This window comes from Solibacillus sp. FSL H8-0538, assembly GCF_038003525.1.
Taxonomy (GTDB): domain Bacteria; phylum Bacillota; class Bacilli; order Bacillales_A; family Planococcaceae; genus JBBOPI01.
Window position 1 is genome coordinate 241,897 of sequence record NZ_JBBOPI010000001.1, and the last position, 12,586, is coordinate 254,482.

The 12,586-nt window shown below is 41.1% G+C and carries 12 protein-coding genes; 9 read left to right on the forward strand and 3 right to left on the reverse strand.

The genetic code is table 11. The features are described from left to right. Positions 1-23 precede the first annotated feature (23 nt). The 5 genes from MHH87_RS01115 (at position 24) to MHH87_RS01135 (ending at position 5,367) form a co-directional block, all read left to right on the forward strand. A complete protein-coding gene (locus MHH87_RS01115; RefSeq protein ID WP_340747511.1) occupies positions 24-1,151 on the forward strand; it encodes an MBL fold metallo-hydrolase in 1,128 nt (375 codons plus the stop codon). Positions 1,152-1,306: 155 nt separating this feature from the next. After that, a complete protein-coding gene (locus tag MHH87_RS01120) occupies positions 1,307-1,534 on the forward strand; it encodes a sulfurtransferase TusA family protein (protein ID WP_340747512.1) in 228 nt (75 codons plus the stop codon). Positions 1,535-1,744: 210 nt separating this feature from the next. Then, positions 1,745-2,524, forward strand: coding sequence for a sulfite exporter TauE/SafE family protein (locus tag MHH87_RS01125; RefSeq protein ID WP_340747513.1), 780 nt, complete (start codon positions 1,745-1,747; stop codon positions 2,522-2,524). A gap of 17 nt (positions 2,525-2,541) precedes the next feature. Further along, the gene (locus MHH87_RS01130) at positions 2,542-4,233 is read left to right on the forward strand and encodes an FAD-dependent oxidoreductase (RefSeq protein WP_340747514.1); all 1,692 of its coding nucleotides are present in this window, start codon (positions 2,542-2,544) and stop codon (positions 4,231-4,233) included. A 57-nt stretch (positions 4,234-4,290) separates the two neighbouring features. Then, positions 4,291-5,367 (forward strand): TlpA family protein disulfide reductase, encoded by a 1,077-nt coding sequence (locus MHH87_RS01135; protein WP_340747515.1) that lies wholly within the window; start codon positions 4,291-4,293, stop codon positions 5,365-5,367. Between the two features lie 402 nt (positions 5,368-5,769). On the opposite strand, the gene MHH87_RS01140 is transcribed toward MHH87_RS01135, so the two are convergent. Further along, on the reverse strand, positions 5,770-6,474 hold the full coding sequence (locus tag MHH87_RS01140; protein ID WP_445683067.1) for a DUF421 domain-containing protein: 705 nt from the start codon (positions 6,472-6,474) through the stop codon (positions 5,770-5,772). A 1-nt stretch (position 6,475) separates the two neighbouring features. On the opposite strand from MHH87_RS01140, the gene MHH87_RS01145 reads away from it, so the two are divergent. The 4 genes from MHH87_RS01145 to MHH87_RS01160 all read left to right on the forward strand — a co-directional run bounded on the left by MHH87_RS01145 (position 6,476) and on the right by MHH87_RS01160 (position 10,432). Continuing rightward, positions 6,476-6,898 carry a hypothetical protein gene (locus tag MHH87_RS01145; RefSeq protein WP_340747517.1) on the forward strand — a complete coding sequence of 141 codons (423 nt, stop codon included), beginning with the start codon at positions 6,476-6,478 and terminating at the stop codon, positions 6,896-6,898. A 114-nt stretch (positions 6,899-7,012) separates the two neighbouring features. Next, a complete protein-coding gene (locus MHH87_RS01150; RefSeq protein ID WP_340747518.1) occupies positions 7,013-7,573 on the forward strand; it encodes an RNA polymerase sigma factor in 561 nt (186 codons plus the stop codon). Beyond that, the gene (locus tag MHH87_RS01155; RefSeq protein ID WP_340747519.1) at positions 7,551-9,155 is read left to right on the forward strand and encodes a DUF4179 domain-containing protein; all 1,605 of its coding nucleotides are present in this window, start codon (positions 7,551-7,553) and stop codon (positions 9,153-9,155) included. The genes MHH87_RS01150 and MHH87_RS01155 overlap by 23 nt, the downstream gene beginning before the upstream one ends. 233 nt (positions 9,156-9,388) lie before the next feature. Then, a complete protein-coding gene (locus MHH87_RS01160) occupies positions 9,389-10,432 on the forward strand; it encodes a nitric oxide synthase oxygenase (protein ID WP_340747520.1) in 1,044 nt (347 codons plus the stop codon). A gap of 210 nt (positions 10,433-10,642) precedes the next feature. Here MHH87_RS01160 and MHH87_RS01165 read toward each other — a convergent pair whose 3' ends face one another. Next, positions 10,643-11,197 (reverse strand): restriction endonuclease, encoded by a 555-nt coding sequence (locus MHH87_RS01165; protein WP_340747521.1) that lies wholly within the window; start codon positions 11,195-11,197, stop codon positions 10,643-10,645. 126 nt (positions 11,198-11,323) lie between these two features. Next, positions 11,324-12,526 carry a CynX/NimT family MFS transporter gene (locus tag MHH87_RS01170; protein WP_340747522.1) on the reverse strand — a complete coding sequence of 401 codons (1,203 nt, stop codon included), beginning with the start codon at positions 12,524-12,526 and terminating at the stop codon, positions 11,324-11,326. Positions 12,527-12,586 lie beyond the last annotated feature (60 nt).

Sequence of the window (12,586 nt, forward strand, 5' to 3'; positions counted from 1 at the left end):
AATACCTATGGGGGTAATTTTGTATGGCAATTAGCAAATGGACAGCAGCAGACGTTGCTCGTAAAGTAATCGACAATAAAGAATTATTCATTTTAGACGTACGTAATGCAGATGCATTTGAAGATTGGAAAATTGAAGGACATCAATTCCAGTACTTAAACATTCCGTACTTTGAATTACTTGATGGCGTAGAAGAAATTCTACCAAAAATCCCTACAGATAAAGACATATTAGTGGTCTGTGCTAAAGAAGGCTCATCAATTATGGTCGCAGAAATGCTTTCAGACGAGGGTCGTGAAGTTGGGTACCTTGCTGGTGGGATGAAATCTTGGAGCATGTACTTGGAGCCAATTAAAGTAGGGAACTTACCAGGTGGGGGAGAATTATACCAATTCGTACGTTTAGGTAAAGGTTGTCTTTCGTACATGGCGATTTCAGAAGGTGAGGCAGCACTCATTGATGCGGTTCGTTTCACAGAAGTATTCACAAACTTTGCGAAAGAAAAAGGCGTGGAAATTAAGCATGTATTTGATACACATTTACACGCAGATCATATTTCAGGTGGTCGTCACATTGCAGCAGCAACTGGGGCAACGTATTACTTACCAAAAGAAGATGCAGAAGAGGTTGTATTTGACTACACAGAACTTGCAGACGGTTTAACCGTTCAACTAGGCGCTTCTAAAATCGATGTCGGTGCTCTTTATTCACCAGGTCACACAATTGGTTCAACATCCTTTGTTATTGACGGCAAGTATTTATTAACAGGGGATATTCTTTTCATCGATTCCATTGGACGTCCGGACTTAGCTGGTCTTGCAAGTGACTGGGTTGGGGATTTACGTGAAACACTTTATAGCCGTTACCGCGAGCTTGCAGAAGATTTAATCGTTCTTCCTGCACACTTCATGATCATCGAAGAATTAAACGAAGATGGTACAGTGGCAAAACGTTTAGGTGATCTGTTAAAAGAAAACCACGGTCTAAATATCGAAGACGAAGAAGAATTCCGTTCACTTGTAACAGAAAACTTACCGCCACAGCCAAATGCATACCAAGAAATCCGTCAAGTAAACATGGGGAAAATTTCTCCAGATAATGATGAGCAGACGGAGATGGAGATTGGGCCGAACCGCTGTGCAGTACGCTAGTTAATTAATTGGCGGATAAATTCCTAAGTTTGGCGGATAACTCAATCAATCTGGCGGATATATTCCTAAAACGCGCGGATATATTACAAAATCTAGCGGATATCCCGACCCTAGACCCAGACACAAAAAACAAACATCAAAAGGAGAACAATCAAATGAACATTACAAAAACGTTAGATGCAAAAGGCTTAGCTTGCCCAATGCCAATCGTGAAAACAAAAAAAGCAATCGATACAATTAACTCAGGTGAAATACTGGAAGTTTTAGTAACTGATAAAGGTGCTTTAAATGACTTTAAAGCTTGGGCAAAGGCTGGCGGTCACGAAATTGTAGAACAAAAAGAAGATGCAGGTGTACTTAGCTTCTTTATCGAAAAAGCGTAACACGTAAAAAACGGGTACTCGAGCAATCGATGCTCGTTTTTTAAGATAGGAAAGTATTACTTTTTAAGATGTCTAGGCATTTGCGCCGCATGCTCGAGGTCGCTTCTACGCCTACCTACGTGTGCAAGCACACTTCTCAGGAGGCTCCAGCGCTTGTCGCATACAAACAGGCGCGAATGTGCTTTTCTTAACTAGAAAGAAGGAAAAAAAATGAGTTTATCATTCATCATTGTCTTACTACTAATTGGCTTTGTTGGCTCGTTTATTTCTGGCATGCTCGGCATTGGTGGGGCGATTATTAAGTTCCCGATGCTGTTATATATTCCGGCTTTACTTGGCCTCACAACATTTACTTCTCATCAGGTAGCAGGCATTAGTGCGGTTGAAATTATGGTGACGTCGATTGCCGGTGTATGGGCATATCGCAAAGGTGGTTATTTAAATAAGTCGCTCATTTTAACGATGGGGCTTTCGGTGTTAGCAGGGAGCTTACTTGGTAGTCTTGGTTCAAATGATTTGTCAGCAGAAAGTATTAATATTGTGTACGGCGTCTTTGCATTACTGGCAGCCATTATGATGTTTATCCCGCGTAAACAACTTGAAGATGTCCCAGCAGAGCAAGTTCACTTCAATAAACTACTAGCGGTTAGCTTAGCATTTATCGTCGGAATCGGCTCTGGCATTGTAGGAGCAGGCGGTGGCTTTATTTTAGTACCCATTATGCTCGTCATTTTACGTATTCCAACGCGCATGACAATTGCTTCGAGTTTAGCGATTACGTTTATTTCATCCATTGGCGGTTCAATTGGGAAAATTGCAACGGGTCAAGTAGAATGGGGACCCGTACTAGTATTAATCGTTGCTAGTGTAATCGCAGCGCCACTTGGGGCAAAAGCAGCAAAAGTGATGAATACAAAAGTTTTACAAATAATTTTAGCTGTTCTAATCGGTATAACGGCTGTAAAAATTTGGGTAGATATTTTACTATAAACGAAGGGGTGTCTTGAGTGAAGAAAATTCTAGTAGTAGGTGGCGTAGCAGGTGGAGCATCTGCAGCAGCGCGTATTCGTCGTATTGATGAACAAGCAGAAATAATTATGTTTGAAAAAGGGCCACATGTGTCGTTTTCAAATTGTTCACTCCCGTATCATTTAAGTAGTATCGTGGAAAATAGTAGCCGCTTAGTGTTAATGGATCCCGTCGCGTTTAAAACGAAATACAATATAGATGCTCGAACGAATGCCGAAGTTGTATGTATTAACCGTCAAGAAAAAACGGTAACCGTTCTTAATCATTTAACAAACGAACAATACAATGAACACTATGATGAATTAATTTTATCTCCAGGTGCAAGTCCGATTGTCCCGAATATTGAAGGGGTCAACTTACCACATGTCTTTACTGTGCGTAATGTAGTTGATATTGAAAAACTACAAGCGGCGATTACGACGAAGGATGCGCAAAACATTGCTGTTATCGGCGGTGGCTTTATCGGGGTAGAAGTTGCCGAAAACCTACGTTTAGCAGGGCGCAACGTTTCTCTTGTAGAATTTGCGCCGCAAGTATTAACACCTTTTGATGAAGACATGGTACAAATTTTACACAAGGAAATGCTGGATCACGAAGTAAACCTCATTGTTGGAGACGGCTTAGCGAAAGTGGAGGACACGCAAATTACGTTAAACTCAGGTACAACAGTAGCGGCGGATATTGTCGTTCTTGCGATTGGTGTGCGCCCAGAAACGAGCTTAGCGCGCGAGGTTGGTCTTGAAATTGGTGAGCTTGGTGGCATTAAAGTAAATCAGCATTACCAAACAAATGACCGTCATATCTATGCGGTTGGTGATGCAATCGAAGTGTATCACCGTCTTATGCATAAACCGACACGTCTAGCACTTGCTGGCCCAGCACAACGTCAAGCACGCGCAGTGGCGGACCATATTTACGGCATCCCACATCAAAATAAAGGGGTTATTGGTTCTTCAAGTATTCAGGTGTTTGATTATGCAGCAGCATCAACGGGCTTAAATGAACGTACAGCCAAACAAATCGGCATGGCAGTGGATTCGGTGTACGTTATTGCACTGGATAAAGTAGGATTAATGCCATCAAGTAATCCGCTTCATTTTAAATTAGTATTTGAAGTGCCAACAGGGCGTATTGTTGGGGCGCAAGCGATTGGGAAGGGCAATGCAGATAAACGTATTGATGTCATCGCGACACTTATTTCGATGAATGGTACGTTAGAGGATTTAAAAGAGCTTGAACTTTCGTATTCACCGATGTTTAGTACGGCAAAAGACGTGGTGAACTTAGCCGCACTTGTGGCACTCAATGTACTATATGGCCGTTTCAAACAAGTTCATGTATCAGAAGTACGCGCACTTGTTGAAGCAGACGCCATGATGATCGATGTACGTGAAGAAAATGAATTTGCGAACGGTCATATTGACGGGGCAAAAAACATTCCATTAAGCCAACTGCGTGAGCGTATGAATGAAATTCCGCGTGACGTACCGGTTTATGTACATTGTCGTTCTGCACAACGTAGCTATAATGCTGTCATGGCACTAGAAAACAATGGGTATGACAATGTGTGGAATGTGTCTGGTTCATTCCTTGGCATTTGCTTATACGAATATTTCACAGACGTAAAAACAGGTCGTAAACCAATTGTGACAAGTTATAATTTTAAATAACAGTTGCGCAGGATATGTAACCGTATCCTGCGTTTTTACATAGAACGGGGGAACTATATGGCATCCTTTTCAATTGGATCACTTACAATACCAACTATATGGGCAAGTGTCCTTTTGGCATACATGGTAACGAAATTAATCAATGAACGGATTTTGCATCAGAAAAATGACTGGCTAGGAGATTTTCTGTTTCTTTACATCGTCATTTGGAAACTGAGCTATATTGTAACGGATTGGGCTCAATTCATCCGAGCTCCTCTTTCGCTGTTATATTTTGATGGGGGCATTTTAGGGCATGTTTTAGCAGTAATCGTCGTAACGATCCAACTTTATCGGAAACGTAAAGTAAAACAATCAGAAGGTACAGCGGTTTTCGTGACGTGGTTCAGCTTTTACTTAGTGATGCTATTCAGCTATTTGTTGCTACAAGGAAATGTAGTAGAGGGTTTGGTCCTCGTTGGGCTATGGCTACTATTGTGGAAATCACAGAAAACAATGTCCATTATACTTGCGGTAGTCACGATTTCAAGTTGGTTTGTTTTCGGACAGGCAATAGGCAGCTTCACTTTCTTATGGGGGTTTGTCGTATTGGTGCTAGGTACAGCTCAATCTCACCTCGTTAAACAGTCAATCGGGAAGGCCATCATTGTTAGTATGGTGATGCTAGTCATCATCAATGTTGTAGAAAAGCCTATACGGGAAACAACAACGGACGGTAAAGCACCTTTATTTACTGCCACGACGTTAACGGATGAAGCATGGACGTTAGCCGATTATAAAGGAAAGACGGTCATCCTAAATTTTTGGGCGAGCTGGTGTCCACCCTGCAAAGCAGAAATCCCCCAATTACAGTCTTTTCATGAGGAAATACCAGAGGATATCGTGTTACTTGGCGTGAATTTAACACATAAAGAGCAAGATGAAGGCACGGTTCGCTCGTTCGTGAAAGGGAAAATGGATTTCCCGATTATTCTAGACCCGACAGGCGAAATTAGTAAGCGTTACGGCGTTGTTACAATTCCGACGACGGTCATTATTAACCCAATAGGCGAAATCATCTATGAACATACCGGACCGGTGAATCGCAAGCAACTTGAAAAATTAGTACAGGAAGCGAGGGAGATTGGGAGATAAAGCGTGGACGAAGGAGTTCGATTGCTAGTTTGTAGCTCCAGGAACCTTGTAATGGAGGGGAAAGTTAACACAGACTTCTTTTTTGAGACAAGGTTTCATCTTGAAACGCATAGTGAGGAGCAGTGTGCCCCTCATGACGACAGGTTTCTGAGACATGAACACGACGCCTCATCGAAATGACTTGTAATACTGGAGCGGGGCTGATAAATAGAGTTGAGACCGTTGTCAAAGTTGAATTTCAACCTTCCGATTGGGGCACCCAACTACAACTTACGCATGCTTTTCAGATGAGGAATCAAAAAACTGGCATGAACAGTCATGACCGTTTGTACTCAAACAGCTAAACATACGTATGATGAGACGTTGCTACAGAATGAATTCTTCAATTAACAAAGTGACCTCTTATTTGTACAGGAAAACCTGCAAGCTATCTTTTAAGTCGATTGTCGCTAATAGGACACCTTTAATGTCTACGTTATATGTTGACTGGATTTTATTTTTTAGCCACTCCTCATTAAACTTAGTATTGTTTAACTCATGGTAATCAATTTTCCCCTCTCTAATGAGAACAATAGGAAGAGAAAAAGGTTCAGGTGCTATCTTCATATCTGTTCGCGTTGGTGTTTGATGTTGTGGGTATAAAAAACTTGAAATAGATCCGTCTGCTTCCCATAATGCGAGCGCAATTTTTTGAACATCTTCTACCTTTTCTTTTCTTAATTCCGATATTAAAAAATCGACAGAAATTCTTGCCTTTCGTAAGTTTGCCGAAACAATCTCTCCATTTTTAATAAGTGGAATTGGAGGGGGCTCTATTAAACGTCGAAACGAAACCCATTTAAGGCTTAAGAGTACAACGACTGTATATAAAATAACTAAGGCGGACATGGTAATCATGGAACCCTTCATTCCTAAATTTTCATCTGACAAAGGATGGGCGATGATATTACCAATAGATATTGCCATAGCATAATCGAGTAATCTCAGTTGAGAAATAGAACGCCGCCCCAGAATTTTCGCCGCGAAGAGTAAAAAGAAAAAAGCGATAATTGCTCTTAGAATCCATTGAATTGTGGTAAGTGTTTCTTGTCCATGAAAGAAATCCACCATGACACGTCCTTTGCCCAAAAATGTTGTTATTTTATTGTCTCCAGTAACACCATTTTTATGTGAGCAGTGGGATTATGTCAGAGCGCAATTTAATTACAAAAAAGCGGTAATCGTAGGTGCACTTATAGATGAAATATTTCTCAATGGCAACATCTTGTTTTACATAGTGCGTGCCATCCGTGCATCGAGATTAATGAGTGTGTTGACACAAAAGATCATTATTTATAAAACAAGTAGTATTGGGGAAGAAGCAGAAGAATATTTTGAAGCTTACGAAGAGGTACACCTGATCATGATCGATGAAATTGACCGTTTTGAAACTATAGCTACGAATTCATTCGTTTTTGGCGGCGTAGTACATATTTTTAATGCAAAAGAAGCATGGGTAGAGTTAATCGCCCGTGCTTTTCATTTTATTTAAACACATATTCGCTATATTTTTAGAAAAGTGAGATTTTCCCTATACAACTCTCGTTATGATTAGTGAAGTAGAAAAAACGAACATGCGCATGACTGTTTGAGCGAGGAGGGCATGATGGACGAGCAAACGATTATTAAAGACATTCTTGCAGGGAATAAACAGGCATATGCACACATTATTAATGCCTATAAAAATCCGCTTTACGCCACAATTTTGCGAATGACGAGAAATCCGCAAATCGCACAGGATCTTGTGCAGGAGGCGTTTATTAAAATTTACGAGCAACTGCATAAATACGACGGAAAAGGCGCCTTTAAAAGCTGGCTATACCGCGTCGCAATCAATCATTGTATCGATGAATTCCGTAAAAAAGGCTACCAACTAAATATGACGGAATTACAAGAAGATCAGCTAGTTAACGAAACTCACCCAGAAGTCGTTTTTTTAAAAAAGGAAAAGAGTCGGCAGCTGGAGCGGCTCATTGCTACATTACCTGAAATTGAGCGCATGATTTTGCTATTGCGCTATGTAAATGAACTAAGCTATCTCGAAATAAGCGAGCTTCTGCAAATTCCATTATCCGACGTACGTAATAAACTTCACCGGTCGAAAAAGAAAATGAGAAATCAAGTACAACAGGGGGGCTATTTTGATGAAGTGTCCGAACGCCGATAAATTATCACAGGTACATGATCAATTACTGTCAAACGAGGAAATGGAGCAGCTCCAAGCACATGTGAACAATTGCGCTTCTTGTCAGGTAGTAATAGAGCTTTTTGAAGGTGAAACTGATTTTATGAAAGAAACACTCCAAACACCAACGTTACCAAATGAATTTGCAGGCCATGTACTCGAGCAATTAACGCCATACAAACCATTGAAAAGGCGGAAATCGTACTGGAAACGCGCTCTTTTATCAGCAGCAGGTGTGGCGCTTGCATTTGGCGTAACGGTAGCTGTTAGTCCAAGCTTCGCACAATTAATTGGGGGAATCTTTTCTACCGATAGTGTGGATGAAGGGCTACAAATGGCAATGGATGCAGGATTAGTGGAGCGCGTGGATTTATCCGTGGTGGATAAGGGGATTACATTAAAAGTGGAAGATGTCATGGTCGATTCTTCACGTCTGGTGATTTCATACCAAATCTTAAATTCTTCTGGAAAAGTATTAGACCCATATTTTGATATGCAGGATAAAGACAATCATATATTTTTAGTTGATGCACAAGGCAATGAGTTGGAGCCTTCAATTTCTTCTTGGGGGCGTACGGATGAAGACTACGGATTACTACAATATTCTTTGCGTGAGGGAATCGACGTGGAGAAGTTTACCGTACAAGTGCGCCTACATGAGCTTGCGCGTAAGAAAGGCATGTGGCATCTTGACATTCCAATTGAGTTAAGTGAAATTACCAAATTGACAACAAAAGTGGCACTAAATGATGCGACATTTGAGCATGAAGGTGTGACCGTTACTTTACAAGAAGCACAGTACGCGCCCTCATCAAATGAATTAATTTACACAACGAGTTTCACGAATGAAACGCGTACCGAATTACAAGAAAAGCGCGATGCCTTAACGGAGCAGTACGGTGAGCAATTTAACCCGCTCACAACAGGAGTTGGTTATTATATTGAAAACCAAAGTGGGGAAAGGGTTGCTGCCAATAATATTTTTACAGTCGACCGTGGCCATTCGGTAAGCAACGGAACTTTACAATCGCTCGGGAGCAGGACGGATATTGTTGGGCAGTCCTTATCGATCGATTCATTTGTTCCGCGAAAGGAAAACGATCAACTAACATTTGTCCTCGAGGGCATTTACAAAACAATTCAGTTAGATTACGCTGTTTCATTTCAACCAGATAAAATAGAAAACGAGTCGCCGAGCTTTGACTACGGTGGTAACTATTTAACAATCAAGTCAATTGAAAAGGAAACCGACTATTCCTTGAGAAAATCGTGGCTACCAATTCAAAAAGATTCGTATGTCGTAATTGTTTTAGAAGGTAGCCGTGAAGCAATGGCCGATGATCTGGAAAATTGGGTGCTGCAAGATGACAAAGGCAATTCATATATGGCTTACCGCAGCGGTGGCACATCGGATAATATTGACGAACACGGGCGATTTCTTATGACTGTTGAGTTACGTGTGTACGGTGTCGAAAAAATAACCGATACGATGACGCTACATCTAACACAAGTAAATCGTTATGAGCAGCTAACCGAACCTTGGAGAGTGCCACTATATCAATAAAATTGAAACGCCTACACTGTGAAATCGGTGTAGGTGTTTTTCTTATGGTGACTACTATCTACTTTGTTCTGTATAGAGTGTAAATTGTTACAAATAGAACTTAAATCGGAATAATAAAATAGATTTATGAACACTTTAAGTCATGTATGAAAAATACATCTTTGAATTGGTTAACCTTGCATTGCTTCCTACTAAAAAAAACTTCTACAATGAGATTATTGGGGGTAAGCATGATGAATTTACAAGAAATCGAATCATTTTTAATTTTATATAAAGAAGAGTGTGGCAAAAACGAAGAGTGGTTGGAGTCGCGCCTTGAGCAAGTCCAATGCGAGCAACAGTTTGAGCCAACAACTGAGGAATTAACATTTGCCGCACGTGTCGGCTGGCGCAACAGTAATAAATGCATCGGCCGCCTTTTTTGGCAAAGTTTAACCGTGTTTGATGAGCGTACGTTAACAGATGAAAAGGGAATTTTTGAAGCACTTTTACGTCACATTGAGTTTGCAACGAACGGTGGTAAAATTCGTCCTGCGATTACCGTTTTTGCGAATGACCTTGTGCGTATTTGGAATCACCAACTTATTCGTTATGCAGGGTATGAAACGGCCAACGGAATAATAGGTGATGCACATTCGATTACGTTTACGAAAGTTTGCGAGGATCTTGGCTGGAAGGGAGCGCGCACAAATTTTGATGTGCTACCGCTCGTTATTCAAGTAGGAGACAGAGCTCCGCAAGTGTTCGATATTCCGGGTGAATATGTACTTGAAGTGGACATTTCGCATCCAGAATATGATTTTGAGCGCCTCAATATAAAATGGTATGCCGTGCCAATTATTTCGAGTATGCGCTTTAATTGTGGGGGAATTGATTATCAGGCCGCACCATTTAACGGCTGGTATATGGGGACAGAAATCGGCGCGCGCAATTTAGCTGATACAGATCGCTACAATTGCTTACCAAAAATAGCTGAAATATTAGATTTGGATACGTCGCGGAATGCTTCGTTATGGAAGGACCGCGCGCTTATTGAATTAAACATTGCCGTGCTCCATTCCTACAAGGAAGCGGGTGTCAGCATTGTCGATCATCATACTGCCGCGCAGCAATTTAAATTATTCGAGCAGCAGGAAAGTGACGCCGCGCGTGAAGTAACAGGCAACTGGGCTTGGCTATTGCCACCTGTGTCACCCGCCACAACGCACATTTATCACCAACCGATTGCTAATATCATCAAAAAACCGAATTACTTTTATCAGAAACAGCCTTATTAATGGAGGGAGCTAGAACATGTTCTAGCTCTTTTTAACATGACAGGTATTGTGAACGCCCTAAACTAGTGGTTGAACGAACTAAAAGACATCTTGAACGCACTAAACAAACAGCCGAACGATTTAAAAAGCCCGCAGAACGCACTAAAATTCTCCATATAAAAACCCCCTTTTAAAAGCGATTTTCATCACTTCTAAAAGGGGGTTCCTACATTAGCGCTTATTCAAAATCATATCGATTAATTCATCACGTTCTATTAAATAAACATCGTTAATATCGGCAAGCTTTTCGGCTTGGCGTGTGAAATGGCTGTTTGTGACAACCCAGGCTTCCGTTGCATTATACATTTTGACGGCACCGATAATTTCCTGTACAGCCTTTACGCCAACTGTGCTGGAATAACGCTTTGCTTGTACGGCAATGACGTCCTGGCCATCCTTCAAAATTAAATCGGCTCCGTAGTCACCAGATGTTGCGGTGTAGGAAACTTTAAAGCCGCGGCGTTTAAATAGCTCGCCTAAAAAGCGTTCAAACTCCTCGCCCTTCATGATGTCAACTTCTCGAATACCAGATTTTCGTAATTTTGCAGTGCGGCGCGATTTACGCCAAATTTTGAAGCCGATTAATAAGATGTAGTAAAGAACAATTGATGCAATTACGCCCTCAAGCGACTCCAAGTAATACCAACCAATCGAGCCAGAGAGTGCGATAAAGAACAGTGGCATAAGTGGGATACGTTTTTTTCTTCTTCTGCTACGTTTGCGCAAACTCGATGTTCTCCTTTATACATGTAATCACCTAGTAGTATAACATAAAACGGGCACATACGTTTGGGTTGGACTACATGAATCTTCGCCAGTGCTTAAAAGATAGGTAATTTCTCACAAAACGTATTACACAAAACTGTTTTTGGCACTAAAGAAAGACATGATAAATAATAACAACGATACGATGACAAAGACGGAAATTGGTAAAAACCAGCTATTGGTTGCGTCATGTAGGTAGCCAAATAACACAGGTCCTGCTGCTGCAAGTAAATAGCCGACTGACTGAGCAAAGCCTGAAAGCTCCGCTGCCTCATATGCCGTTTTTGTACGTAGCGTGAAAAACATCATTATGAGGCCAAATGACGCCCCGCCAGCAAAGCCTAAAAACATCATCCACAAAACAGCAAGACTTGTCCATTCCATTAAAACGCCTGTAAAACCAATTAAATAACAAATGGTGAAGAATACTACAATTGGGCGCTGAGTAGGTAATTTACCCGCAATGATCGGGATTAAAAATGTCATCGGAATTTGAGACATTTGCATTATTGAGCCCATCCAGCCTGCAGAATGAGCACTCATACCTTGGGCGATGAAGATTTCAGGTAGCCACGCACTAGAGCAATAAAAGATAAGAGATTGCAGCCCCATGGAACCCGCAATGGCCCAGGCAAGTGGGGATTTCCATAATTGTTTTTTCGGTTGGTTGCCACTAATTGTCGCCATTTCAACCTTTTTGCCGCGAATTAGCGGAATCCACATCACAAGTGTAGCTACACTTAATATAATTGAAAACCCAAGTGCACCTTGCCAACCCCACCCAGAAGAAGCGATTGGATGACTAATCCCGGCTGCAAGTCCTGCAGAAGTATTCATGGAAACTGTATAAATTCCAGTCAATAGCCCGATGTGAAGTGGATATCTTAATTTAAAATAACTCGGAATTAATACATTCCCGAATGCAATGGCAATGCCAATTAATACTGTTCCCATTAGGAGAAGCGCTGTCATGCCAGACGAGCGTAACAATATCCCGATCGACAAAATAATAACTGAATAAAATAACGTCATTTCCATGCCGAATTTGCGTGCAATTCTTGGTGCAAAAGGTGAAATTACGGCAAAGCCCAGTAATGGAATAGTTGTTAAGAAGCCAGCTAGCACATTAGAAATACCAAGCCCTTCTCGAATAAATGAAATAATTGGTCCGACAACCGTCAGTGGTGTCCGCAGTGTTGTTGCAAATACGATAATTGCTAACACAAAAATAAGGGTCGATTTACTAAATTGTATTTTTTTGCTATGGTGCATTTGTTGTTCAGAATCCATGATGTCCCTCCTACAATTCTATAAAAGCAAGCGTATCATAATGGCACACTTACATAAATA

Bases quoted from the DNA above. Each gene is read 5' to 3' on its own strand.
- MHH87_RS01125 (WP_340747513.1), top strand. From the start codon at position 1,745: ATGAGTTTATCATTCATCATTGTCTTACTACTAATTGGCTTTGTTGGC.
- MHH87_RS01170 (WP_340747522.1), bottom strand. From the start codon at position 12,526: ATGGATTCTGAACAACAAATGCACCATAGCAAAAAAATACAATTTAGT.
- MHH87_RS01115 (WP_340747511.1), top strand. From the start codon at position 24: ATGGCAATTAGCAAATGGACAGCAGCAGACGTTGCTCGTAAAGTAATC.
- MHH87_RS01160 (WP_340747520.1), top strand. From the start codon at position 9,389: ATGAATTTACAAGAAATCGAATCATTTTTAATTTTATATAAAGAAGAG.
- MHH87_RS01150 (WP_340747518.1), top strand. From the start codon at position 7,013: ATGGACGAGCAAACGATTATTAAAGACATTCTTGCAGGGAATAAACAG.
- MHH87_RS01145 (WP_340747517.1), top strand. From the start codon at position 6,476: ATGACACGTCCTTTGCCCAAAAATGTTGTTATTTTATTGTCTCCAGTA.
- MHH87_RS01120 (WP_340747512.1), top strand. From the start codon at position 1,307: ATGAACATTACAAAAACGTTAGATGCAAAAGGCTTAGCTTGCCCAATG.
- MHH87_RS01155 (WP_340747519.1), top strand. From the start codon at position 7,551: ATGAAGTGTCCGAACGCCGATAAATTATCACAGGTACATGATCAATTA.
- MHH87_RS01135 (WP_340747515.1), top strand. From the start codon at position 4,291: ATGGCATCCTTTTCAATTGGATCACTTACAATACCAACTATATGGGCA.